This is a genomic window from Nocardiopsis dassonvillei (assembly GCF_964273065.1).
In the GTDB taxonomy this organism is placed as follows: domain Bacteria; phylum Actinomycetota; class Actinomycetes; order Streptosporangiales; family Streptosporangiaceae; genus Nocardiopsis; species Nocardiopsis dassonvillei_B.
This window is the reverse complement of record NZ_OZ186815.1, coordinates 5,315,964-5,341,095: the sequence shown is the minus strand read 5'-3', so window position 1 is coordinate 5,341,095 and position 25,132 is coordinate 5,315,964. Positions and strand designations below refer to the sequence as shown.

17 protein-coding genes are annotated in these 25,132 nt (G+C 72.8%); 10 read left to right on the top strand and 7 right to left on the bottom strand.

Translation table 11 applies throughout. The features are described from left to right. The first annotated feature begins 140 nt into the window (after positions 1-140). Positions 141-1,076, top strand: a complete 936-nt coding sequence (locus ACSUPR_RS23865; protein WP_436892121.1) for a carbohydrate kinase family protein — start codon at positions 141-143, stop codon at positions 1,074-1,076. Between the two features lie 121 nt (positions 1,077-1,197). Here ACSUPR_RS23865 and ACSUPR_RS23860 read toward each other — a convergent pair whose 3' ends face one another. Further along, positions 1,198-3,363, bottom strand: a complete 2,166-nt coding sequence (locus ACSUPR_RS23860; protein ID WP_436886957.1) for a RecQ family ATP-dependent DNA helicase — start codon at positions 3,361-3,363, stop codon at positions 1,198-1,200. Between the two features lie 273 nt (positions 3,364-3,636). Between ACSUPR_RS23860 and ACSUPR_RS23855 the strand changes: the two genes are divergently transcribed. The 5 genes from ACSUPR_RS23855 to ACSUPR_RS23835 all read left to right on the top strand — a co-directional run bounded on the left by ACSUPR_RS23855 (position 3,637) and on the right by ACSUPR_RS23835 (position 11,431). Continuing rightward, on the top strand, positions 3,637-6,513 hold the full coding sequence (locus ACSUPR_RS23855; RefSeq protein ID WP_436886956.1) for a glycosyl hydrolase: 2,877 nt from the start codon (positions 3,637-3,639) through the stop codon (positions 6,511-6,513). A 181-nt stretch (positions 6,514-6,694) separates the two neighbouring features. Then, entirely contained in the window at positions 6,695-9,181 is a 2,487-nt protein-coding gene (locus ACSUPR_RS23850; RefSeq protein ID WP_436886955.1) for a DNA gyrase/topoisomerase IV subunit A, read from the top strand. A gap of 79 nt (positions 9,182-9,260) precedes the next feature. Then, positions 9,261-9,791, top strand: a complete 531-nt coding sequence (locus tag ACSUPR_RS23845; protein ID WP_436886954.1) for a beta-class carbonic anhydrase — start codon at positions 9,261-9,263, stop codon at positions 9,789-9,791. A gap of 113 nt (positions 9,792-9,904) precedes the next feature. Then, the gene (locus ACSUPR_RS23840) at positions 9,905-10,231 is read left to right on the top strand and encodes a tetratricopeptide repeat protein (RefSeq protein WP_436886953.1); all 327 of its coding nucleotides are present in this window, start codon (positions 9,905-9,907) and stop codon (positions 10,229-10,231) included. Between the two features lie 72 nt (positions 10,232-10,303). Next, positions 10,304-11,431 carry a PLP-dependent cysteine synthase family protein gene (locus ACSUPR_RS23835; protein ID WP_436886952.1) on the top strand — a complete coding sequence of 376 codons (1,128 nt, stop codon included), beginning with the start codon at positions 10,304-10,306 and terminating at the stop codon, positions 11,429-11,431. Positions 11,432-11,832: 401 nt separating this feature from the next. Here ACSUPR_RS23835 and ACSUPR_RS23830 read toward each other — a convergent pair whose 3' ends face one another. After that, the gene (locus ACSUPR_RS23830) at positions 11,833-13,941 is read right to left on the bottom strand and encodes a DNA gyrase/topoisomerase IV subunit B (RefSeq protein WP_436886951.1); all 2,109 of its coding nucleotides are present in this window, start codon (positions 13,939-13,941) and stop codon (positions 11,833-11,835) included. A 487-nt stretch (positions 13,942-14,428) separates the two neighbouring features. On the opposite strand from ACSUPR_RS23830, the gene ACSUPR_RS23825 reads away from it, so the two are divergent. Next, positions 14,429-14,632 carry a DUF7455 domain-containing protein gene (locus tag ACSUPR_RS23825; RefSeq protein ID WP_436886950.1) on the top strand — a complete coding sequence of 68 codons (204 nt, stop codon included), beginning with the start codon at positions 14,429-14,431 and terminating at the stop codon, positions 14,630-14,632. A 77-nt stretch (positions 14,633-14,709) separates the two neighbouring features. On the opposite strand, the gene ACSUPR_RS23820 is transcribed toward ACSUPR_RS23825, so the two are convergent. Further along, positions 14,710-15,381, bottom strand: a complete 672-nt coding sequence (locus ACSUPR_RS23820; RefSeq protein WP_436886949.1) for a GNAT family N-acetyltransferase — start codon at positions 15,379-15,381, stop codon at positions 14,710-14,712. A 131-nt stretch (positions 15,382-15,512) separates the two neighbouring features. Between ACSUPR_RS23820 and yaaA the strand changes: the two genes are divergently transcribed. Continuing rightward, positions 15,513-16,304: a peroxide stress protein YaaA gene (gene yaaA / locus ACSUPR_RS23815; RefSeq protein ID WP_436886948.1), complete on the top strand. Its 792-nt coding sequence runs from the start codon at positions 15,513-15,515 to the stop codon at positions 16,302-16,304. Between the two features lie 316 nt (positions 16,305-16,620). Here the strand turns inward: yaaA and ACSUPR_RS23810 are convergent, their stop codons facing one another. Then, complete coding sequence (locus ACSUPR_RS23810; protein WP_436892120.1) at positions 16,621-18,279, bottom strand: RNA polymerase sigma factor; 1,659 nt, start codon at positions 18,277-18,279, stop codon at positions 16,621-16,623. 372 nt (positions 18,280-18,651) lie between these two features. Beyond that, positions 18,652-20,691 carry a SpoIIE family protein phosphatase gene (locus ACSUPR_RS23805; protein WP_436886947.1) on the bottom strand — a complete coding sequence of 680 codons (2,040 nt, stop codon included), beginning with the start codon at positions 20,689-20,691 and terminating at the stop codon, positions 18,652-18,654. 562 nt (positions 20,692-21,253) lie between these two features. Here ACSUPR_RS23805 and ACSUPR_RS23800 point away from each other — a divergent pair. Next, entirely contained in the window at positions 21,254-21,556 is a 303-nt protein-coding gene (locus tag ACSUPR_RS23800) for a hypothetical protein (protein ID WP_436886946.1), read from the top strand. A gap of 205 nt (positions 21,557-21,761) precedes the next feature. Then, on the top strand, positions 21,762-23,354 hold the full coding sequence (locus ACSUPR_RS23795; RefSeq protein WP_436892119.1) for a hypothetical protein: 1,593 nt from the start codon (positions 21,762-21,764) through the stop codon (positions 23,352-23,354). Positions 23,355-23,559: 205 nt separating this feature from the next. Here ACSUPR_RS23795 and ACSUPR_RS23790 read toward each other — a convergent pair whose 3' ends face one another. Together ACSUPR_RS23790 and ACSUPR_RS23785 are read right to left on the bottom strand one after the other, a co-directional pair. Next, positions 23,560-24,339 carry a tyrosine-protein phosphatase gene (locus ACSUPR_RS23790; RefSeq protein ID WP_436886945.1) on the bottom strand — a complete coding sequence of 260 codons (780 nt, stop codon included), beginning with the start codon at positions 24,337-24,339 and terminating at the stop codon, positions 23,560-23,562. A 50-nt stretch (positions 24,340-24,389) separates the two neighbouring features. Continuing rightward, positions 24,390-25,121: a nucleotidyltransferase family protein gene (locus ACSUPR_RS23785; RefSeq protein WP_436886944.1), complete on the bottom strand. Its 732-nt coding sequence runs from the start codon at positions 25,119-25,121 to the stop codon at positions 24,390-24,392. Positions 25,122-25,132 lie beyond the last annotated feature (11 nt).

Sequence of the window (25,132 nt, the reverse complement as noted above, 5' to 3'; positions counted from 1 at the left end):
GGGGCCCGCCCCCTGCGCGGATCCCGGGCGACGCGTGTCCGGGGTGCCGTCACTTCGTTACACGCCGCTGACGATTGACCTGTTAACGTCAGGCGGGCACGAATTCTCATGACTCGGTGGTGGCTGGCGATATGACACGAGTGGTCGTGATCGGTGACCTGATGACCGACGCCGTCGCGCGCGCGTTCCACCCGTTGGCCCGCGGCAGCGACACCCCTGCGTCGGTGGTGATGTACGGCGGCGGCTCGGGCGCCAACATCGCCTCCTGGTTGGCCGTGGAGGGCACCGAGACGACGTTCGTGGGCCGCCGCGGCTCCGACATCACCGGGCGCACCCGCGAGATGGAGCTCATGGGGTACGGGCTGGACTCGCGGATGGTGATGGACCCCGAGGCCCCCACCGGCACCTGCGTGGTGATGATCACCCACCGGGGCGACCGGACCATGCTGAGCGACCCGGGCGCCAACGCCCGCCTCCAGCCCGAAGACCTGCCCCGCGACGTGTTCGGCCCGGACGGGCACCTGCACGTGTCGGGCTACACCCTCATCAACGCGGACTCGCGCCGGGCCGCGCGGGTGGCGCTGCGGATGGCGCGCGAGAGCGGCATGTCCATCTCGGTGGACGGCGGCTCGCACGCTCCGCTGGAGCGGGCCGGCGCGGAGAACTTCCTGGACTGGACGCAGGGGTCGCGCCTGCTGTTCGCGAACATGGCCCAGGCCAAGGTGCTGACCGGCCGGGAGGACCCGGAGGCGGCGGCCAAGGTGCTCACCGCCTGGTTCCCCAACGTGGTGCTCAAACTGGGCGAGGACGGCGGCCTGTGGGCCTCCAAGACCCGCGACGACGTGGTGCGGGCCCCGGCCGACCAGGTGGAGCCCTCACCCGGCTCGGTGGGCGCGGGCGACGCGTTCATCGCGGGCTTCCTGCCCGCCTGGCTGGCGGGCCGCCACCCCAAGGAGGCGCTGGCCAGGGCCCACCGCCTGGCGGCACGCGCCCTGCACCAGCCCGGCGCCCGCCCGGACCTGGGCGACGGCCAGCCGGTACGGCGCGGCGCCCCGCGCGGCCAGCGCATCCGCTGACCCGCACCCCGACACCCGAGCGACGGGCCCGGCCCCTGGCCGGGCCCGTCCGCGTGTCCGCGCCCCGGCGGTGCGGCCGGCCCCTGGGGCGGACGCCCGCCGGGCGGGTACACCCGTGCGGTCAGCCGCCGGTGGTGGCGAGGGTGAGGGGCAGGACCGCGGGGGCGCCCAGTTCGCGCAGGATCGCGGTGCCGACGGTGAGGCTCCAGCCGGTGTCGGTGTGGTCGTCGATGAGCAGCACGGGGCCGGGGGTGGCGGCCTGGAGTCCGGCCATGGCCTCGGCCAGCCCGGGGCCCGGGACCAGGGCGCGGTGCACCTGGGCCAGGCGCATCGCGCTGTTGTGCCGCCGCTCGCCCGGCCCCTCCGGGGTGCGGTAGTCCAGGGAGCCCACCGGCGTGAGGCGGCCCAGGGAGCACAGGCGCCCGGCCAGGTCGTTGATCATCCGTGGTCGGGTGAGCGAGGGCATGGCCACCGCGCCGACCGGCCGCTGCTCCCAGTCCCAGGAGGCCAGCACGCGCACCAGCCCCTGGAGGACCCGGTCGCTCACCGGGGCCTCGGGGGCGCCCTCGGCGAGCAGGGCGCGCAGCTCGTTCCCCCAGCCGATGTCGGTGAACCGGCCCAGGGCGCGGCCCGGCGCGGCCTGGAGTTCGGGTTTGATCCGCCCGGACAGCGGCACCCCCAGCGTGTCCATCCCGGTGGGCCACTGGCGGCGCGGCTCGATGACCACGCCGGGCCGGTCCAGGTGGGCGGCGGCCGCGTCGCGGCGGCCGGGGTCCACCCCGGTCTCCCAGGTGCGGCCGGTGCAGTTGTCGCAGCGGCCGCAGGCGGTCGCCTCCGGGTCGTCGAGCTGGCGGCGCAGGAACTCCATCCGGCAGCCGTCCAGGGCGATGTAGTCCAGCATCGCCCGCTGCTCGCTCTCCCGGGCCTTGGTGACCGCCTCGTAGCGCTCGGCGTCGTAGGACCAGGCCTGGCCGGTGGCCTCCCAGCCGCCGCGCACCCGGCGCACCGCCCCGTCCACGTCGAGGACCTTGAGCATCTGCTCCAGGCGGCTGCGGCGCAGGTCCACCCGGGTCTCCAGGCGGGCGACGGAGAGCGGGCCGCCCTCGGCCAGGGCGTCCAGGGTGCGGCGCACCGTCTCCTCGGGCGGGAAGGACAGGCTCGCGAAGTACTCCCAGATGCGGGTGTCCTCCCGGCCCGGGAGCAGCACCACCTCGGCCCGCTCCACGCCTCGCCCGGCGCGGCCGACCTGCTGGTAGTAGGAGATGGGCGAGGAGGGCGCGCCCAGGTGGACGACGAAGCCCAGGTCGGGCTTGTCGAAGCCCATGCCCAGGGCGCTGGTGGCGACCAGGGCCTTGACCCGGTCCGCGAGCAGGTCGTCCTCGGCGGCACGGCGCTCGTCGGGGTCGGTCTGCCCGGTGTAGGAGCGCACCTCCATGCCCTGCCCGGCCAGGAACCGGGCGGTCTCCTCGGCGGCGGCGACGGTGAGGGTGTAGACGATCCCGGAGCCCGGGATCGCGGGCAGCCGGTCGGCGAGCCAGGCCAGGCGGTCGGTGGGCTCTGGCAGGTCCACCACCGACAGGTGCAGGCTCTCCCGGTCCAGCGGGCCGCGCAGCACGAGGGTCTCGTCCCGGTCGGCCCCGGCGCGCAGCTGCTCGGCGACGTCGCGGGTGACGCGCTCGTTGGCGGTGGCGGTGGTGGCCAGCACCGGGACGCCGTCGGGCAGGTCCAGCAGCAGGGAGCGGATGCGCCGGTAGTCGGGGCGGAAGTCGTGCCCCCAGTCGGAGACGCAGTGGGCCTCGTCGATGACGACCAGGCCGGCTCCGGCTGCCAGCTCGGGCAGCACCCGGTCGCGGAACTCGGGGTTGTTGAGGCGCTCGGGGCTGACCAGCAGGACGTCGACCAGGCCGGCCTCGACGTCGGCGTAGACGGCCTGCCAGTCGGTGGTGTTGGCGCTGTTGACGGTGCGGGCGCGGATGCCCGCGCGCTCGGCGGCGGAGATCTGGTTGCGCATGAGGGCCAGCAGCGGCGAGACGATGACGGTGGGGCCGGCGCCCCGGGCCCGCAGCAGCGCGGTGGCCACGAAGTACACCGCCGACTTGCCCCAGCCGGTGCGCTGGACGACCAGGGCCCGGCGCCGGTCGGCGACCAGGGCGCGGATCGCGGTCCACTGGTCCTCGCGCAACCGGGCGGAGTCCCCGGCCAGGGCGCGCAGGTGCGCCTCGGCGCGCTCGCGCAGCTCCCCTCCGGCGGGGTCGGTGGTGGGGGTGGGGTCAGGGGTGGTGGCCATGGTTCCTTGGTACCAGAGCGGGACGACGGGCGAGGCGTCGTCCACAACCGCACCGGCGGGTGTCGGGGCCCTCGACCGGCCCTCCGGCGCGGCCCGCCTCCGTCCCGGCGCGAACCACTGAACCCGTGAGTCGACAACGGTAACAAAACAGAAACTTTCGAAGTCTCCTCCGTTGCGCTCACAACCGACGTTGAACACACTCTGGATACGGTTCCTCACGCATGGGAGCGCTCCCATGCACGGACCCCCCGCTGAACCCAGAGAGGCGCACCGATGGACGACCACCGACGACCACCCTCCCCCGCCCCCCACCGCCGCCGCTCCCCCGGCCGCGGCACCCTCGCCGCCCTCGCGGCACTCGCGATCGGCGGTGCGACCGCCCTCACCGTCACCGGCCTCGCCGCCGGCCCGAACGCGGCACCCGCGGCCGCCGCCACGGCCCTGGTCCCGGTCGGCGCCGGAAGCTACGACGACGCGCTCCCCGCCGGCGCCACCGGCCCCTCCGACCTCAACGGAGCGCCGGTGGACCCCAAGGTCACCGACGACTTCACCGGCCCGGCCCCCACCAACGAGTGGTGGTCCTCGCTCATCTTCCAGCGCTACCCGGACAACCCCTACGGCGAGAACCTCTACGCCCACCCGGCCACCTACCGGCCCCACTCCGGGGGCCTGGAGATGGGCCACCCGCGCGAACCCCGGCTCGTCGCCGACGGGCTCAAGTACGAGTTCCCGCACACCGCCGACCTCACCCTGGGCGCCGTCGGCCTGGACTCCCCCGACACCCGCGTCGCCGACAGCGGCGACTGGACGGTGACCGCCCGCTGGACGGGCGGCCCCACCCTGGACGTCACCATCGGCCAGGGCCTGCCCTTCGCGCACGCCCGCACCGACGGCGGCGACGCCGAGGTGTCCTTCACCGGCGCCCCGGACGTCTGGCACGAGGACGGCTCCACGGTCGGCGCCACCGTCAACGGCAACCACTACGCCCTGTTCTCGCCGACCGGGTCCCCCTGGTCCCGGTCGGGGAACACCTTCACCGCGCCCACCGCCGGCGGCGGGCACTACTCCGTCGCCCTGCTGCCCTCCCCCGACGCCCTGGACGACTTCGCGCCCTACGCCCACTCCGCCGTCACCGGATCGGTCGTCGAGTACGACTACGACGAGGCGGCCGCGACCCTCACCAGCACCTACCGGGTGGAGACCGAGGCCCTGGAGGGCGACGCCGAGGGCACCGTCCTGGCGATGTACCCGCACCACTGGAACAACAGCGACGACGAGGTCCCCGGCCTCTCCTACGCCTCCCCCCGCGGGGAGATGCGGGCGGCCCTGGGCTCCTCCTTCACCACGGAGCTGGCCGCCCACGGCATCCTGCCGAGCCTGCCCACCGTCGACTCCGCCGACCACGACCGGCTGCGCCTGCTCATCGACGAGGTGCTGGCCGAGGACGAGCACTTCCCCTCGCCCGGTGACACCTACTGGGACGGCAAGGCCATGGGGCGCCTGGCACAGCTGGTGCCCATCGCCGACTCCATCGGTCACACCGAGGCCCGCGACGAGCTCCTGGGCCTGCTCAAGGGGCGCGTCGAGGACTGGCTGACCGCCGGCGGGAGCCGGGGCCTGCACTACGAGGCCGACTGGGGGACCCTCCTGGGCTACCCGGACAGCTTCGGCGCCACCACCGAACTGAACGACCACGACTTCCACTACGGCTACCTCGTCTCGGCCGCCGCCACCATCGCCCGCTACGACCGCGCCTGGGCGGCCGAGGACGCCTGGGGCGGCATGGTCCGCATGGTCATCGGCGACGTGGCCGCCACCGAGGACGGCCTGTTCCCGCGCCTGCGCTCCTTCTCGCCCTACGCCGGGCACGGCTGGGCCTCCGGCCACGCCGGGTTCGCCGCGGGCAACAACCAGGAGTCCTCCTCCGAGGGCATGCACTTCGCCTCCTCCACCGCGCTCTTCGGCGCGCTGACCGGCGACGACGAGCTGCGCGACCTGGGTGTCTTCCTGCACACCACCCAGGCCTCCACCGTCACCCGCTACTGGCAGGACCACGGCGGCGAGACCTTCCCCGACGCGTTCGACCACGACGTGGTCGGCATGGTCTGGGGCGACGGCGGCGACTACCGCATCTGGTGGGACGGCGGCGAGGAGGAGCACTACGGCATCAACTACCTGCCGATCACCGCGGGGTCCCTCTACCTGGGCCACGACCCCGCCCACGCCGGGGCGATGTACGAGTCCCTGGTGGACCGGCTGGGCGGCGAGCCCCGGATCTGGCGCGACATCCACTGGGCGCACCGGGCGCTGTCGGACGGCGACGAGGCCCTGGCCATGTTCGAGTCGCAGTGGCAGACCTACGAGCCGGAGGCGGGCGGCTCCAAGCCGCACACCTACCAGTGGGTCTCCACGCTGGCCGAGGTCGGCACCGTGGACACCTCCGTCACGGCCGACACCGCCCACTACGCGGTGTTCTCCGACGGCGACGGGCGCGCCTACACCGCCTTCAACCCGGGCACCTCGCCGATCACCGTCACCTTCTCCGACGGCACCGAACTGGAGGTGGCGCCGGGCACCCTGGCCTCCACCGTCGGCGAGGGCGGCGGGGGCGACCCGGGCGGCCCCGACCCCTCCCCCAGCCCCGACCCCGGCGGCGGGACCGTCCCGGCCGACGGTGTGCTGTACCCGAACGGCTCCGGCCTGTCCGTCGACCCGCCCGCGACCGAGGGGCTCATCACGGTGCCCGGTGCCGGCGGGACCAACCGGGACGGCGCCCCGCCCGCGGACGCGGTGGTGCTGGAGCTGACGGGGGTGAGCGGCGCCCACAACGGCGGCGCGACCGCCTTCACCCTGCCCGTGGACTCGGGGAACTCGGTCGCCAACGCGGTGCAGGCGCGCGTGGAGTACGACTTCGACGGCGACGGGACCGTCGACCGGACGGAGACCTTCCCCTACTTCGCCACGAACGACGTCAACGGCTGGGAGTCCTACACGCAGGGCTCGGGCCCCTCCTCGGCCACCGGCTCCTTCGCCGACCTCGACGGCGGGACCGTGCGCCTGCGGATCTGGAGCGCCCTGGGCTCGGCGGACACCACCGTGCGGACCGGCCCGGACGGGGGTGCCACCCTGACCGTCCCCTTCGGCGGCTGACACCCGCGGCGGCCCCGCTCCGGCTCGCTCCCGGCGCGGGGCCGCCCCCTTCTCCGGCCCTCGGTCCAGGGGGCATAAAGCCTCCCCCGCCCGGACGAAAACCCTCCGTCGCGCGACTCACACACGCCCGACCACGCTCCCGCGTACGTTTCAGTCTCTGGTACGGGCCAGAATTACGGACATGGCCCGTACAACTTCCCGTCCCCCCGAGGATCTCGCCGAGAAGATCATCGACATCGACGTCTCCGAGGAAATGCGCGGCAGCTTCCTCGAGTACGCCTACTCGGTGATCTACCAGCGTGCCCTGCCCGACGCGCGCGACGGCATGAAACCCGTCCAGCGCCGCATCCTGTACCAGATGAACGAGATGGGTCTGCGCCCGGACCGGGGGCACGTCAAGTGCGCCCGCGTGGTCGGTGAGGTGATGGGCCGCCTGCACCCCCACGGTGACAGCGCCATCTACGACGCGCTGGTGCGCCTGAGCCAGCCCTTCGCCATGCGCGTCCCCCTGGTCGACGGCCACGGCAACTTCGGCTCCCTGGGCGGCGACGACGCCCCCGCCGCAATGCGGTACACCGAGGCCCGCCTGGACCGGGCCGCCGAGCTGCTGGTGTCGGGCATCGACGAGGACGTCGTCGACTTCAAGCCCAACTACGACGGCCAGGAGACCGAACCCGAGGTCCTGCCCGCGGCCTTCCCGAACCTGCTGGTCAACGGCGCCTCCGGCATCGCCGTCGGTATGGCCACCAACATGGCCCCGCACAACCTGGGCGAGGTCATCGCGGCGGCCCGCCACCTCATCGCCCACCCCGAGGCCACCCTGGAGGAGCTCATCGAGTTCGTCCCGGGCCCGGACCTGCCCACCGGCGGCACCATCGTCGGCCTCGACGGCATCCGCGACGCCTACCGGACCGGACGGGGCACGTTCAAGACCCGCGCCACCGTCACCATCGAGAAGGTCAGTGCCCGGCGCACCGGCCTGATCATCACCGAGCTGCCCTACAACGTGGGCCCGGAGAAGGTCGTCGCCCGCATCAAGGAGCTGGTGCAGTCCAAGAAGCTCCAGGGCATCTCCGACCTCAAGGACCTGACCGACCGCACCCAGGGTCTGCGCCTGGTCATCGAGCTCAAGAACGGGTTCAACCCCGAGGCCGTCCTGGAGGAGCTCTACCGGCTGACGCCGATGGAGGAGTCCTTCGGCATCAACAACGTCGCCCTGGTCGACGGCCAGCCCCAGACCCTGGGCCTGCGCGAGCTCCTCCAGGTCTACGTCGGCCACCGCCTGGAGGTCGTGCGCCGCCGCAGCGAGTACCGCCGCCGCAAGCGCCGGGAGCGCCTGCACCTGGTGGACGGCCTGCTGGTGGCCCTGCTCGACATCGACCGCGTCATCGCGCTCATCCGCGAGGCCGACGACTCCACGGCCGCCCGCGAGTCGCTGATGGCGGCCTACGGCCTGTCGGACATCCAGGCCCGCTACATCCTGGACACCCCGCTGCGGCGCCTGACCAGGTTCGACCGCCTGGAGCTGGAGACCGAGCGCGACCAGCTGAACAACGAGATCGACGAGCTCACCTCGATCCTGGAGTCGGACAAGAAGCTGCGCCGGGTCGTCTCCAAGGAGCTGGGCGACGTCTCGAAGAAGTTCGCCACCCCGCGCCGCACCCGGCTGCGCGAGAGCGACGGCGCCTCCCGCGCCGCGGTGATCCCGCTGGAGATGGCCGACCAGCCCTGCCACGTCCTCATGGACGTCGACGGGAGGATCGGGCGCAGCAGGGGCGCCACCCCGCCGAGCATGTACGAGGGGCTGCGCGTCCGGCACGACGCGATCGCCGTTTCGGTCCCCACCACCTCCCGGTCGGACGTCGGCCTGGTCACCGACCTGGGCCGGATGATCCGGGTCCCGGTGGTGGAACTGCCGGAGCTGCCCGACGTGGGCGAGGAGGCCCCGCCGCTGGCGTCGGGCCTGCCGGTCACCGAGTTCGTCCAGCTGGGCGAGGACGAGCGCGTGGTGTCGGTGGTGTCCATGGACGCCTCCGGACCGGGCTTCGTGCTGGGCACCGTCGGCGGCGTGGTCAAGCGGGTCGCCCCGGACTACCCGCCCAACAAGGACGACTTCGAGGTCATCACCCTCAAGGACGACGACCGGATCATCGGCGTCTCCCAGCTGTCCACCGGCGAGGAGGACCTGGCGTTCGTCACCTCCGAGGCCCAGCTGCTGCGCTTCCCCGCCTCCGCGGTGCGCCCCCAGGGCCGCCCGGCCGGGGGTGTGGCGGGCGTCCGGCTTCCGGAGGAGGCCCGCGTGCTGTGGTTCGGCGCGGTGAGCAGCCCCGAGGACTCGGTGGTGGTCACCGTGTCCGGTGCGAGCAGCGCCCTGGAGGGCACCCAGGCCGGGGCGGCCAAGGTCACCCCGTTCTCCGCCTACCCCGCCAAGGGCCGCGCCACCGGCGGTGTGCGCTGCCACCGCTACCTCAAGGGCGAGGACACGCTGCTGATGGCGTGGATCGGCCGGTCCCCGGCGCGGGCCGCCCGCGCCGACGGCAAGCCGGTGCGCCTGCCCGACACGACCGAGCGCCGCGACGGGTCGGGCGAGGCCCTGCCGCGCGCGATCGTTACGGTGGGGAGTGGACGAACCGACTTCGGTATCACGGCGCCGGGATCCGGCGCCTGAGGAAGCGGCAACCTGCCGTGCACATCGGCCTGGTTCGATGTGCACGGCATCGTCATGGGTACGGACCGAGGAGGATTTCATGAGTGACGGCAGCGGGATCAGCCCGGCGGGCGGGGCGTTCGACGACGTCATCGCCGCCAACGAGGACTACGCCGCCCGGTATTCGCTGGCGGGGCTCAAGCCTCTCGCCGCCCGGGGGCTGGCCCTGGTGACCTGCATGGACTCCAGGATCGAACCGCTGGACATGCTGGGCCTCAAGCCCGGTGACGCCAAGATCCTGCGCAACGCCGGCGCCCGGGTCACCGACGACACCCTGCGCACCCTGGTGCTGGCCGTGTACCTGCTCGGGGTGGAGCGGGTGCTGGTCCTGCCGCACACCCGCTGCAAGATGGCGTCCGTGCCCAGCGACGACGCGGTGCACGACACCATCCTGGAGGAGTACGGGGTGGACACCCGCAGCCTGGAGTTCCACACCGACAACGACCAGCTGGGGGCGCTGCGGCACGACCTGGAGCGCATCCGCCACCACCCGCTGCTGCCCGCCGGGCTGCCGGTGGCGGGAGCGGTCTACGACGTGGACACCGGGCGGATCTCCCCCGTGGACTTCTGAGAGGCCGCGCGGGCGTGTGCGCCCACGGTGACCGGGGATCTATCAGGGGAATGCGGTCGTCTCCCCGGCCGTTGTGACCCGAGGACGGCCCCGTGCCGCCGGGAGGAGCACCCGTGGAAGAGAGCACGTACGACACCTTCAACCGCGCCCGCATGTTCATGGAGCTGGGCGACCCGATCTACGCGGCCAGGACCCTGGAACCGGCCGTGGCGGACGAGCCGGAGAGCCGTTCCCTGCTGGAGCTGCTCGGCCGCGCCTACTTCCACTCCGCGCAGCTCAACAAGGCGGAGCGGACGTTCCGCAGGATCATCGAGCTGGATCCGGTGGACCACTGGGCGCACATCGCGCTGGCCCGCACCCTGGAACGGCAGAGCAGGCACGAGGAGGCGGCGACCTACCGCCGCATGCACGCGGTGATGTCGGGCGGCTCGCTCGACTGAGTCCGCCCCGCGCGGCCGAGCCCCCGGGAGGTCCCGGGGGCTCGGCCGTGCGCGCCCACTACCCTGCTGCCCATGGCACCTTCGACAGACCCCGACGGCGGCACCCCCTGGGTGGACCGATGCAGCGATTCGCAGCGCTCCTGGGCCGATGAGGCGGTCCGCAAGGTGACCGCCGACGCGAACCGCTCGGCCGACACCCATCTGCACGTGTTCCCGCTGCCCCCGGAGTGGGGGATCGACCTCTACCTCAAGGACGAGTCGGTCCACCCGACCGGCAGCCTCAAGCACCGGCTGGCCCGCTCGCTGTTCCTGTACGGGCTGGCCAACGGGTGGATCGAGGAGGGCACCACCATCGTGGAGGCCAGCTCGGGCTCCACTGCGGTGTCGGAGGCGTACTTCGCGCGGCTGCTGGGCCTGGACTTCGTCACGGTGATCCCCCGTAGGACGAGCCCGGAGAAGATCGCCCTCATCGAGCGGTACGGGGGCCGCTGCCACTTCGTGGACTCCCCGCCGGACATGTACTCGGAGGCCGAGCGGCTGGCCGCGGAGAGCGGCGGCCACTACATGGACCAGTTCACCTACGCAGAGCGGGCGACGGACTGGCGGGGCAACAACAACATCGCCGAGTCGATCTTCGAGCAGCTGTCGATGGAGCGGCACCCGTGTCCGGACTGGATCGTGGTGGGCGCGGGCACCGGCGGCACCTCGGCGACGATCGGCCGCTACCTGCGCTACAGGCGGCTGCACACCCGGCTGGCGGTGGTGGACCCGGAGAACTCGGCGTTCTTCCCGGGGTGGGTGACCGGCGCGTCGGACTACGGGACGGGGATGCCCTCGCGCATCGAGGGGATCGGCCGCCCCCGGATGGAGCCGAGCTTCGTGCCGTCGGTGATCGACCTGATGATGCCGGTGCCCGACGCGGCGAGCATCGCCGCCATGCGCCACCTGTACGACCGCACCGGCCTGTCCGCCGGGGGCTCGACCGGGACCAACCTGTGGGGTGTGTGGCATCTGGTGGCCCGGATGCTCCAGGAGGGGCGCCGGGGCAGCGTGGTGACGCTGATCTGCGACGGCGGCGAGCGCTACCGGCACAGCTACTACAACGACGCGTGGGTGGCCGAGCGGGACCTGGACCCCGCCCCGTACCGGGACGCGATCGACCGCTTCCTCGACGGGGGCGTCTGGGCCCCGCCCGCCTGACCCCGTCCCGCGCGCGGCGGGGCCCGGGGGCCCGTACCGCCCCCGGGCCCCGGGGCACCGCGCCCGTGCGCCTACCGGGCTGTGTTCTTCGAACCCCGCTCCGCTTCGGCCCGCCCGCCACCGCTCTCGACGGACCGCCTGACGGCCGCGGCCCCACCCGGTTCGGCACCTCCCGGGGACGGGAGCCTTCGGTCCTGCGGAGCAGCGGCCGGCCCTCGTCCACCACGCAGCGGGCCGGGGCGAGGCGGCCCGCGGGTGTGAGACGGGCGTTGGCGTGGGTGGTGCGGGGCATCGAGGGCCTCCTGGTGGCCGGTGGGACGTCGCAATCCACACCGGTACCGGAGGCCCTCTTCGCTTGTGTCAGCCGGGGCGGGTGCCACCGGCCTCCATGGTCAGTACACCTAGGCGTCGATGCGGGCGACGTCGAGCTCCTGGGCGCCCTCCTGGATGAACCGGCGGCGCGGCGCGACCTCGTTGCCCATGAGCAGGCTGAACACGGCCGCGGCCTCCTCTGCCTGCTCCACCCGGATGCGGCGCAGGGTGCGGTGCCGCGGGTCCATGGTGGTCTCGGCCAGCTGGTCGGCGTCCATCTCGCCCAGGCCCTTGTAGCGCTGCACCGGGTCCTTCCAGGAGATACCGCGCTTCTCCAGGTCCAGCAGGGTGCGTCGGAGCTCGGCGTCGGAGTAGGTGTAGATGTACTTGTCCTCGGGCTTGGCCCCCCGCTTGCGGCGGGTGTTGGTCAGCTCGACGCGGTGCAGCGGCGGCACCGCGGCGAACACCCGGCCCGCCTCCAGCATCGGCCGCATGTAGCGGTAGATGAGGGTGAGCAGCAGGCAGCGGATGTGCGCGCCGTCCACGTCGGCGTCGGCCATGAGGATGACCCGGCCGTAGCGGGCGGCCTCGATGTCGAAGCTGCGGCCCGACCCGGCGCCGAGCACCTGGATGATGGCGGCGCACTCGGCGTTCTTGAGCATGTCGGCGACCGACGACTTCTGCACGTTGAGGATCTTGCCGCGGATGGGCAGCAGCGCCTGGAACTCGGAGTCGCGGGCCAGCTTGGCGGTGCCCAGCGCCGAGTCCCCCTCCACGATGAACAGCTCGCTGCGGTCCAGGCCCTCGCTGCGGCAGTCCACCAGCTTGGCGGGCAGCGCCGAGTTCTCCAGGGCGGTCTTGCGCCGCTGGGTCTCGCGCTGCTGGCGGGCGGCCAGGCGGGCCTTGGCGGCGTTGACCACCTTCTCCATGACGGTGCGGGCCTTGGCCTTGTCCGTCTTCCTGGTGGAGGTGAGGAACTCGCGCAGCTCCCGGCCGACCACCTGGGAGACGATGCGGGTGGCCGCGGAGGTGCCCAGGATCTCCTTGGTCTGGCCCTCGAACTGGGGCTCGGGCAGGCGGACGGTGACGACCGCGGTGAGCCCCTCCTGGGTGTCGTCCTTGGTGACGGGGTCGTCGCTGTTCCTGAGCAGCTTGACCGCGCGCAGCTGGTCGTTGATGACCCGGACCAGGGCCCGTTCGAACCCGGTGATGTGGGTGCCGCCCTTGGGGGTGGCGATGACGTTGACGAACGAGCGGATCGTGGTGTCGTAGCCGGTGCCCCAGCGCAGCGCCACGTCGACGTCGAGGCGGCGCTCCACGTCGGCGGGGACCATGTGCCCGGCGTCGTCGAGCACGGGGACGGTCTCGGTGAAGTTGCCGCTGCCCTGGATGCGCAGCACGTCGCTGACCGGTTCGTCGGGCGCCAGGAAGGTGCAGAACTCGCTGATGCCGCCGTCGAAGCGGAACTCCTCCTCGAAGGGCTTCTCATCGCCCTCCACGCGCTCGTCGCGCACGGAGATGGTGAGGCCGGGCACGAGGAACGCGGTCTGGCGCGCCCGCTCCAGCAGGGACTCCCGGGCGATCTCGGCGCCCTTGATGAAGATCTGCATGTCGGGCCAGAAGCGGATCCGGGTGCCCGTGAGCTTCCGGGCGATCTTGCGGACCTGCTCCAGGCCGGAGACGGCGGTGAACTCGGCGTCGGGTCCGGAGCCCGCGAAGCGGCCGGGGATCCCGCGGCGGAAGGAGAGGGCGTGGGTGTTGCCCTGGCGGTCGACCTCGACGTCGACGCGGGCGGACAGGGCGTTGACCACCGAGGCGCCGACGCCGTGCAGGCCGCCGGAGGCGGTGTAGGAGCCGCTGCCGAACTTGCCGCCGGCGTGGAGTTTGGTCATGACCAGTTCCACACCGGAGAGCCCGCTCTTGGGCTCGATGTCGACGGGGATGCCGCGGCCGTCGTCGGCCACCGACACCGATCCGTCGCCGTGCAGGACGACGTCGATGCGCGTGCAGTGGCCGCCCAGGGCCTCGTCCACGGAATTGTCGATGATCTCCCACATGCAGTGGGTGAGGCCGCGGCTGTCGGTGGACCCGATGTACATGCCCGGCCGTTTGCGCACCGCCTCAAGACCTTCGAGGACCGACAGGTGCCGGGCGGAATAGTCCTCGGGGTCGTGGACGGCTGCGGTCAAGGCGGTCACTCGGACATCTCCTGCGTCTTGAGGGCCATCGGGGGCTCGGATGCGGTGCGTGCCCTTTGTACCGCGCCGCACCGACGAAAAGGGCCAGGCCACGGCGTTCGGGTCGGTTCACCTCGAGCGCCGAGGGAGGTTCGGGCGGGTTCGTACGGGTCCGGCCGGCGGGCCGGGCGGTCGCCCGGGGCCGGTCCGCGGCGACCGGATGCGCCCCGGAACCGGGTGGCGGCGGTCGGAAGGGGCCTGCCCCGCGCGAGACTACCACCTCCGGTGGATGCGACCTGGATACTCCCCTTTTCCGGGGATGCGTCGGGCCTTCAGGGGGTACAACGAGGAGTAGAAACGACGTCCGGCCTCAAAGGCCCCAAAGGGAGATTTCCAGGCACCAATCAGGCGGATTCCGCTGTCGGCGTACACGGCCCCGGGTTGGGAACGTCTGGGTCGGGTTAGATGTTGTCTGAGGTGACCGACGCCGAGTATTGAGGATGGCGAAGTGACTGGAACCCTTGCCCCCACCCAGCCGCTGACGGCTGCTGACCGTTGCGACCGCTGTGGTGCACAGGCTTACGTCCGGGTGCTGCTGAACTCCGGCGGCGAGCTGCTGTTCTGCGCGCACCACATGCGCAAGCACGACGAGTCCCTCCGAAAGATCGCTTCCGACATCCAGGACGAGACCGACAAGCTCGCCGACAAGTAGCGTCGGCCACACGACAGGGCACGGGCGGCGGCCCCCACCGGGGGCCGCCGCCCGTCGCGTACCCGGGCCCGGAGCCCTCAGCCCAGGACGCGGTTGTGGTACCGGGAGGCCTCGGTGAACCCGAAGCCCTCGTAGAGGCGGCGCGCCGCCGTGTTCTCCGTCACCACGCAGAGGTAGGCGTCGACGGCCCCCTTGTCGTGGGCCGCGGCCAACAGGTCGGCCAGGATCGCCGAGGCGACGCCGCGGCGCCGGGCCCCGGGGGCGGTGACCATGGCGCAGACCGCCGCCGACCGCCCCGACAGCACCGCGCAGCCGCGGCCCGCGCCGCCGGGGGCGGTGGCGTACAGCGCCGTGGTCCCGGCCAGGATGCGGGCGATCACGTCCACCCCGGCCGGGCCGTGGGCCGACCAGTCGGGCCCGGGCGCGGCGGCCACCACCGTGGTGCCGGGGGCGTCGGGGCGCCCCCGCGGCTCCCGGGCCAGCACCAGGGTGGGCTCCACCACCGCGTACCCGTGCCGGGCCAGGCGCGCGTCCGCGTCCTCCTCCCCCGGCCACACCTGGGCGCAGGGGGTCGCCCCGCGCTCCCGGTAGAACGCCGTGACCTCCGCCGGATCCGCGCCGGGCTCCAGGAGCAGGGCGCTGTTGGCGCGCTTGGTCACCCCCTCGGCGGTACCGAACCGCCATCCGCCCCGCTCGACGACCTCGAACGCGGGCCAGTCCCGCGCCACCCGTGCCGCCCACCCGTGCATGCCCGCCGCCCTTCGCCGCCGCCGAGGACGGCGATCCTAGCCCGCGGCCCGCCAGGCCCCGACGGCGGGACCCCGCCGACGCCCTAGCATGTGGACCGACCTGCACGTCCGACCCTGGAGACCGTTCGATCATGCTCATCCTGCTGCCGCCGTCCGAGGGCAAGGCCACCTCCGGTACCGGGCCCGCGGTGGACCCGGAGTCCCTGGTGCTGCCCTCGCTGGCCCCCGCCCGCCGGGAGGTGCTGGCGGCGTTGGAGGACCTGTGCTCGGGACCGGAGGATGCGGCACTGGAGGTGCTGGGGCTCACCCCCGGGCAGGCGGACGCCGTCAAGCGCGACCTGGACGCGGCCACCGCGCCGACGCTGCCCGCAGCCGAGCTGTACACCGGCGTGCTCTACGACCGCCTGGGCCTTCCGGAGCTGCTCGGGGAGCACCCCGGGCGCGTCCGGGAGCGGGTGCTGATCTTCTCCGGCCTGTGGGGCGTGGTCGGCCCGGCCGACGCACTGCCGCCCTACCGGCTGTCCATGGGTGTGAAGCTGCCGCCGCTGGGCGGGCTGGGCGCCTACTGGCGCAGGGCGATGGCCGGACCGCTGGGCGGGCTGGCCGCGGACCGCCTGCTGGTGGACTGCCGGTCGGCGGCCTACGCCGCCGCGTTCAGGCCCCGGGGGGCCGCCGCGGAGCGGCTGGTGTCGGTACGTGTGCTGCGCGAGCGGACCGTCGGCGGGGAGGTGAAGCGCTCGGTGGTGAGCCACATGGCCAAGGCGACCCGGGGCGACATCGCCCGGTCGCTGCTGGCCGAGGGGGTCGAGGCGGCCGATGTGGAGGAGCTGGCCGCCGCGCTGCGGGACCTGGGGCACACGGTGGAGGTGCCGCCGGCCGGAGCCGGGGCTGCGCGGGTCCTCGACGTGGTCGTCCGAGAATGAAGCGGGGACACGCCGGATCGCTCTGCGTGAGGTAACGAACCGGCATCGCGACTTTATCCCGCACCTACAGGCGCTGCGCGAACATGGGCGGTGTCGGATGGACGACGGAACACACCTGGGATGGATTCACCGCGGCCGGGCGGTACCCGGTCCGGTCCGCGCGTGTGGGAACGCGAAGACCGACGGTGCGGAACGCGGGCGTCGCCACACCCGTCGACCGGCGAAGGCACCGACGAACCCGTGTGCCCCCCTGCTCCGTGGAGCGGGAGGGCACACGGGTTCGGGCCGTTTCAGGCCATGACGTACCCGGGACGGCCTAGTCCAGGTAGTCGCGGAGCACCTGGGAGCGCGACGGGTGACGGAGCTTGGACATCGTCTTGCTCTCGATCTGCCGGATGCGCTCGCGGGTGACCCCGTAGACCTTGCCGATCTCGTCTAAAGTCTTCGGCTGGCCGTCGGTCAGGCCGAAGCGCATGGAGACCACGCCGGCCTCGCGCTCGGACAGGGTGTCCAGGACCGAGTGCAGCTGCTCCTGGAGCAGGGTGAAGCTGACCGCCTCGCCCGGCTGGATGGCCTCGGAGTCCTCGATGAGGTCGCCGAACTCGCTGTCGCCGTCCTCGCCCAGCGGAGTGTGCAGGGAGATCGGCTCGCGGCCGTACTTCTGCACCTCGACGACCTTCTCCGGGGTCATGTCGAGTTCCTTGGCCAGCTCCTCCGGGGTGGGCTCGCGGCCCAGGTCCTGGAGCATCTGGCGCTGGACGCGGGCCAGCTTGTTGATGACCTCGACCATGTGCACCGGGATGCGGATGGTGCGGGCCTGGTCGGCCATCGCGCGGGTGATCGCCTGGCGGATCCACCACGTGGCGTACGTGGAGAACTTGAAGCCCTTGGTGTAGTCGAACTTCTCGACCGCGCGGATCAGACCGAGGTTGCCCTCCTGGATCAGGTCCAGGAAGAGCATGCCGCGGCCGGTGTAGCGCTTGGCGAGCGAGACGACCAGGCGGAGGTTGGCCTCGAGCAGGTGCTTCTTGGCGCGGCCGCCGTCCTCGGCGATCCACTCCAGCTCGTCGCGCAGCTCGAAGGAGAGGACGTCGCCCTCCTCGGCGAGCTTCTCCTCGGCGAACAGGCCGGCCTCGATCCGCTTGGCGAGCTCGACCTCCTGCTCGGCGTTGAGGAGGGGCACCTTGCCGATCTGCTTGAGGTAGTCCTTGACCGGGTCGGCGGTGGCGCCGGCGGCCACCACCTGGGCGGCGGGGGCGTCGTCGTCATCGTCGTACAGGACGAAGGACTCGTCCTCGTTGCCGGTCTTGACCGGAGCCCCGACGGCCTCGGGGCGGGCCGGCTTGGTGTCCTTCTCCGGCACCTCCTCGACGGTGTCCTCGACCAGTTCCAGCTCGGCGCCGGTGTGCTCGAGGTCGTCGTCGAGGTCCTCCTCGTCGAACTCCTCCGCCTCCGCGTCCGGAGCGAGCTCCAGGTCCTTCTTGCCCGCGGTCTTGCGGCCGGCGGTCTTCTTGGCCGCGGCGGGGTCCTTGGCGACGGCGGCCTTCTTGGCCGCCGGCTTCTTGGCGGCCGCGACGGGCTTCTTCGCGGGCGCCGGCTTCTTGGCGGCGGCCTTGCGGGCGGGCGCCTTCTTCTCGGAGTCCTCGGCGGAGTCGACGACGGCGGTGACCGTCTCCGGCTGCTCCTGGGCCGCCGCGGCGCGCACCGGCTTGGCGGCCCGGGCCGTGGTGGTGGAGGTCGTGGTGACCTTGGTGGACCTGGTCGAGGTGGACCGCGTGGCCGCCGTCTTGCGCCGCGTGGTCTTGCGACGGGAGGACGCCGACTCGGGGACGAGCACGGTCACACCCTCCTTCGCGAGGCTGCGGAGCACGGACTGCGCCTGCGACATCGGGATTTCGGCCTCTTCGAAGGCACGGCGCACGTCCTCGGGCTCAAGATAGCCCTGGGACCGCCCACGCTCGATCAGCTGCTGAATGACGGGCTCTTGCAGTGACTCGGACTGCTTCGAGCGAGTCGAACTGGCAGATGACACAAACACCTCTCGAACGGACGTGTGGCGAGATTGTCGGACCCGGTGGTCCGCCTGACCGGGACCGGGCACCGCGCCCTCTCCCGCCTGCGGCCTGGGATCGTCCCCGCCGGGGCGGGGAAGCCGTTTGTCTTTCAAGCGTATGCGCTCTCGGAGGTCGTCCCCCGCAGGAGGCGCACGGGGAGCGGTCGGCTCTCCGGGCGGCTGCGCGGGACCACCCCCGTGCGGGGCGGAACGGCTTCTTCACTGTAGGCAAGGCAATGGACTTGTTCGTACGGTCTACCGCTCCTTCTCACGGTGCACTCCCCCGTGCGGACCTCATCGGTCCGCGATGGATTCGATCACCGGGAGCTGGACGGCGAGCAGAGTGACGTCATCGTCCTGCTCATACCCTTCGAGCATGCTCTCAACAAGGTACTCCAGCATCTGCTGTGGATCGCCCACCACCTCCGGCGGAGCCGAGGACGCCACGTCGACGAGCTCGTCGAGTCCGGAGTCGACGGACCGTTTGCGGTTCTCGACCAGTCCATCGGAGTAGAGGGCGACGGTGTTACCGGGTTGGACGAAGAATTTGTGGTGCCCCCGTGCAGAGGTGATCCCCAGCGGCGTGTCGGGGTCGGTGTCCAGCAGTGAGGGCCGGGCTCCGCCCGCCACGACCAGCGGCGGCAGGTGCCCCGCGTTGCTGAGGTCGAGTTGGCCGGTGACCGGGTCCAGGACGAAGTACACCAGGGTGGTGACCTGGTCCATACCCTCGGTGGCGCTGAACATGCGGTCCAATCCGGTGAGGACGTCGGCGGGCTCCGGCATGGAGAACGCCAGTGCGCGCAACGCGTTCCGGATGCGGCTCATTCCCGCGGCCGCCGGGATGCCCTTGCCCATGACGTCGCCCAGGACGCCGGCGATGCGCCCGTCGGGCAGCGGGAAGGCGTCGTACCAGTCGCCGCCGACCTGCACGTGGCGCGAGCCGGAGCGGTAGTAGGCGGCCAGCCGCACACCGCGCACCTCGGGCAGCTCGTCCGGGAGCAGGCTGCGCTGGAGCTCCTCCGCGGTGTTGTGCTCCTGCTCGTAGAGCGCGGCCCGGCCGATGGCCAGCGCGCACTGCCCGGCCAGGGCCTCCAGGAACACGCGCTCCTCGTCGCCGATCTCGCGCGGCGAGGTGAACGCCAGGCGCAGCGCCCCGATGGGCCGCCCGGCCACCATCATGGGCAGCGCCACCCAGGCGCGCTCGGGGGTGAGGGCCACCAGTTCCCCGACCTCGGGGGCATCCTCCAGCAGGGCCGCCAGCTCGGCCGGGTCGGCCGCCGCACGGGGGGCGCGGTCGGCGATGGCGCGGGCGGCGATGTCGGGGTGGCCGAGCGGGAAGGACACGCGGGGCGGCGGATGGGAGCCGGCGGCCACGACGGTGTCCAGCCGGGCCCCGTTGCGGTCGAGCAGCACCACGCTCGTGTGGTCGGCGCCCACACCGGAGCGGCCGATCTCGGACATGGCGGCGACGACCTCGTCGACGGTGAGCGCCTCGGCCAGGTCGGAGGTGGCCTGCTGGAGCCGGGCGGTGCGCATGGCCGCCTCGGTGAGCTGCTGGTTGAGCCGTCTGCGCAGTTCGTCGGCCTCGCGCTCGGTGGTGACGTCGACGAGGCTGCCCACCCACTCGACGGGCGCGCCGCCCTCCGTGACGGGCTTGGCCCGGGCCCGGTAGTGGTCGTGGCCCCCGGAGCGGGTGCGCATCCGGAACAGCGCGTCGAAGGGGGTGCCGTCCAGCACGGCGTCGTCCCAGGCGCGCTCGACGGCGGCGCGGTCGTCGGGGTGCACGGTGTCGAGCCAGCCGCGGCCGAGGTAGTCCTGTGCGCTCTGGCCGGTGACGTTGCGCCACTGGGGGCTGTCCTCGTGGATCTCGCCCCGGGCGTCGGCGGTCCAGACGATCTGGTTGCCGATCTGCAGCAGGGCGCGCAGGCGCTGCTCGTCGCGGTGCTCATCGCCGCCGACGCGGACGGCGATGAGGACGAGGCGCGGGTCGCCGGTGACGGGGTCGGCGACGGGGAACCAGGTGAGGTCCCACAGCCGGCCGTCGTGGGTGCGGTGGCGGCCGCGGACGACCCGGTCCTCGGGGCGCCCGGCGGTCCCGGCCGCGGCGTCGGGAACGCCGCAGGCGCGCATCAGCTCGGCCGGCTCGTATCCCGGGCACAGCTCGGGGGCGCGCCCGAGCACCTCGGCCGCCAGCCGGTTGGCGGCGACGATCCGTCCGGTGGAATCCAGCAGGGCGAATCCGACGGGGGAATCGTCCAGAAGGGCGCGGACCGCGTCGCCCGGAACCGCGTCGCCGTCGGAACGCGGCGGAGGAATGGACGTCTCGGCGCTCACCTGCTCGACACCTCCGCTGAACCCTCGAATTCCCCGACCCGGGCGGCCGGGCGCGCGAGCCCGTCGATCCGGGGATCGGGCCGCGCGGGGGTGGTGAAGGTCTGCGGCGCGGCGCCGAAAAGCGATCGGGGGGCTTCACGGCCCTCGGGAGTCACTCCCACGACTCCTCTCGGCCGCTGTCACGGCTCAAGCATAGGACACGGGCGTCCGGGCGCAACGGTCCGCGGGGAACCGCACGGGCCCGGACGTGAAGGTAAATAGTAGGCCACCGGAGGTCATCGTCCGGGGAGACCATTGGCTTTCCACAGGAGCTTTCCCCCGAATTCCAGGGGATCAGGATACTTGTCCGGTTTGGGATCTTACCTTGGAAACAGACCCGTTATATGCCCGAAACGTCCTTTTCGCCTTGTTGACCTGGGGTGATAGTGGTGCTCGAGTAAACGATGTCCGCCCCAGGTTTTATCCACAGCGCGCCGGGACAGGGGTTGACAGCCCGCTCAGAACAAGTGGAATGGGTGGAGGTCACCGTCCAGGCCATCTTCAACCAGGAGTGTGAGCGAGAATGCTCCAGACCTTCCCGGTCCAGGATCTCCGGCGTATCTCGGCGCGTCTGCAAGACGAGTTCAGCGGGCTGTCCCACCGCTGCGTCGAGCGATGCGTCAGCGACACCTTGCACTGCGTCGAACACCTGGGCATCCCGGTCACACCGCACCTCGTCGAGCGGGTCGCACGCGAGCACCTGGAGGCGATGGTGAACTCCGTACCGCCCTCCCAGGTCCCGCGCAAAGCGGCCAAGGCGGCCGCCGCCCTGCACCAGGGGGCGACCATGTTCGCGGGCCACCGGATCATGTCCCGGCCGCAGTAGTCCGCCGGGAGCGGGAGCGGGGCGCGCCCGTCGCGGGCGCGCCCCGCTCTCCGGTCCGGGACACCGGGCGCACACGGATGAACCAGGCGAAAACACCGGAGCGTGAATCCCGGCCCCCCGGCTGTCATACGCTCGGACCGTGGCCTCCCCTACACCTCCCTCGTCCGCGAACCCCGAACCGGTTCCCGGTGCGGCCTTCGACGAGATGCTGCGCGCCGCCCGCGCGATGCTCGCCATGCGGCACCCGCTCGACGCCGAACTGGCCTTCAGCGAGCTGCTCGGAACCTGGTGGGGCGAGCGCGTGCCCGGACTCGACGTCGAGCGGGTGCTCGGCGAGGGCCTGATCACCCACGCCGCGGCCTCCGGCAAGCCCGCCGGACTGGGCGTCCTGGCCGCGATCGCCGCCCTGGGCACCTCGCCCGGCCAGCGCCTCCTCGCCGAGCAGGGGATGATCGCGCTGCGCGAGCAGGGCCTGCAGGTCCCCGAGTGGGCGTCCCAGCTGGGCCGGGTCGTGCCCCTGGGCGCCTACGTCAACAGCGACCTGTTCGGGGACACCGACGACGTGGTGTGCGTGTTCGGCCGCGGGGAGCCCGGTACCGAGGCCGTCCCCGAGCACGCCCTCATCCTGGTGGTGGACCACAACGCCGGCGGGGTGCTGCGCGACGCCTGGGTCACCACCAAGGTGGAACGGCTGCTGCAGGGGTGCCGGGAGCGGGCGGCCGCCGACGAGTTCACCCGGTTCGCCGAGCTGGATCCCGCCCAGGCCCGGAGCCGCCTGGTCCGCGCTCTGCGCGTCACCGAGCGCGTGATCGCCGGAGGGAGCGCCGAGGCCGCCCCGCTGCCGGTCGGGCCGACCGCCGCCGACCTGGCGGGCGGCTCCCTGGCCACCCACTTCGCCCTCGCCAACGCCCGGGTGCGGGCCCTGCCCGAGGACTGCGGCGCGGCGGCCGAGGACGGCGTCCCGGTGTGGCGGCGCGACCGCCGGGCGGTGCTGGCCGCCCGTTTCCTGGCCTCCGACGAGGCCGCCGAGCTGTCGGACTACTACACCGCGAGCCGCTGCGCCGACCACATCATCGCCTACGGCTGCGACGTGGACGCCGGGCGCCCGCTGCGGGTGAGCCCCCGCAAGGTGGAGTCCTTCCTGCTGCGCTGGCTGCCCGGCCGGGTGGTCCTGCTGCCCGAGGAGCAGGAGGCCATGCCGCACGTGCTGGCGGCCTGGGTGCGCTGGGCGGGGCCGCGCACCGGCCTGCCCGAGGTCGCAGTGGGGGCGACCCTGGACGCGGTGTGGGAGTACACCACCGAGTTCACCCGGGTCTACCGGGACCCGGCCCGCCCGCTGGGGCTGCGCCAGGAGGCGGTGCGCCGGCTGCTGCCGGACGGCGACTTCTCGGCACTGGCCCGGCGCATGTTCGCGTTCCCGCTGCTGGCCAGCGACCTGATCTCGTGGGCCCCCGAGGAGTTCGACCCCGCCACCCCGCGGGGGCGGCGGGCGCTGCTGCGGCTGGACCACTACGGCGAGTACGAGGCGGCCACCCCGCCCACCGGCCGCCACTCCACCGGCCGGGACCACTGGTACCGGCCGGTGACCGGGGACGACCCGGACCGGGAGCGGGAGCTGGACCGGCACGAGCGGCTGGCCGAGCGGCTGTGGTCCGGGCGTCCGGCCGAGCTGTGGGCGGCCGCCCGGCGGCTGCTCGACCGGGGCCGGGACCGGGCCACGGTGCTGGCCGCACTCGGCGACGTGCTGGACGCCGCCGCCGACGGGGCCGACCTGCGCCGCCGCCTCGACGCCCTGTAGTGCGCGCTTCGGCCCGCCGATCCGGGCCTTGCCCCGACGCCCGGAGAACGGGGACGGGTCCCGGGGGGCGCGGCGCCCCCGCGTGGACGTCCTCCCCCGCCCGCCACCGCCCCCGGCGGACGGCCTGCGGCGACGGGCTCGAGGACGCTCGCTCCGGACCTGCGGGGACGCCCCCGCCGCCCGTCCGGGAGGGCCCCGCCCCGGGTCAGGCGATCATGCGGTCGCGGAGGGCCTCCACCGTGTCCGGGGACAGGCCCAGGCCGTCGGAGACGTAGCCGTCGAAGGAGCCGTACACCTCGTCGATGTGGGAGAACGAGGTGTCGAGGTACTCGGCGCGCACCCGGGTCATCGGGACGACCTCCTCCCACTCCAGGCCGCTGTGCTCCGACAGCCTGCGCATCCACTTGTCGGTGTTCTCCTGGCGCTCGTTGCTGGCCAGGTAGTCCGCGACGACCGCGGCCCGGTCCACGCCCAGGAGGGTGAGCAGCAGGGCGGCGCCCCAGCCGGTGCGGTCCTTGCCCGCACTGCAGTGGAAGACCAGGGCCGTGGGGCCCTTGGCCGCGCGCTCGACCAGGTCGCGGTAGCCGGTGAGGGCGACGGCGTCGGTGACCAGTTCGCGGTAGACGTCGAACATGAAGCGCTCGGCGGCGCCGTCGGCGAACATGGCCCGGGCGCGCTCGCGGTCCAGCAGGGCCTGGGAGAAGTTGGCCCCGGCCGTGGTCGGGTCCTGCACCGACAGGGCGGTGTAGGCGGCGCCCTCGGGGGTGATGTCGGGCAGTCTCTCCCGCTCGTGGGCGGTGCGCAGGTCGATGAGTTGGCGGATGCCCAGGCCGTTGTAGACGGGCAGCTCCGGCTCGGAGATGGTGTGGAGGGCGTCGGACCGGTACAGCATGCCGTGGCGGACCGTGCCTCCTCCGGCGGTCCGGTGACCGCCGAGGTCGCGGAAGTTGGGGGCGCTGGAGAGGATGAAACCGTCGTTCGTCACGAAGCCGACGATACCGACCGCGCCTCCAGCGCCCCGAACCCGGTTCGGGGTCAGACCCCCTGCCGCATGGCGGTGATCTCCTCCCCCGCCTCCTTGACGTCCTTGGCGGTGTCCACCCCGCGCCAGAACCCGCTGATGCGGTAGGCGGTGAGCCGACCCTGTCCGGCGAGGTCGGGGAAGGTGGACGACTCGTGGTCGCCCCTGACCGGCAGCAGCGGGGTGATGCCGGGTTCGAACAGGTACACGCCGGCGTTGATCCACACCGGCAGCAGCGGACTCTGGGTGAAGCCCTCGATCCGGTCCTGGTCGTCGACGTCGACGATTCCCCAGGTGGTGCGGAACTGGGCCAGGGCCAGGGTGGCCAGGCCGCCCCTGGCCCGGTGGTGGGCGGTCATCTCGTCCAGCGGGAACCAGGTGAGGACGTCCCCGTTGAGGGCGAAGTAGGGTGCGTCCTGCGCGGGCAGCCCCTGGGAGGCGTACCGCAGGGCGCCGCCCCGGCCGAGGGGTTCGTCCTCGACCAGGAGGGTGGTCTCGGGGCCGCCGCCGCGGGATCCGAGGTACTCGCGCAACACCTCGGCCTTGTATCCGCAGGAGACCACGACGTGTTCGACGCCGTGGCCCGCCAGCCATTCGAGTTGGTAGTCGATGATGGGCCGTCCGGCCACCTCCACCATCGCCTTGGGGCGGGTGTCGGTGTAGGGCCGCAGCCGGGTGGCCTGCCCGCCGGCCAGGATCAGGGCCTGGGTGACGGGCGACGCGGGGGTTGAGGGTGAAGCGGTCATGACCGGACACT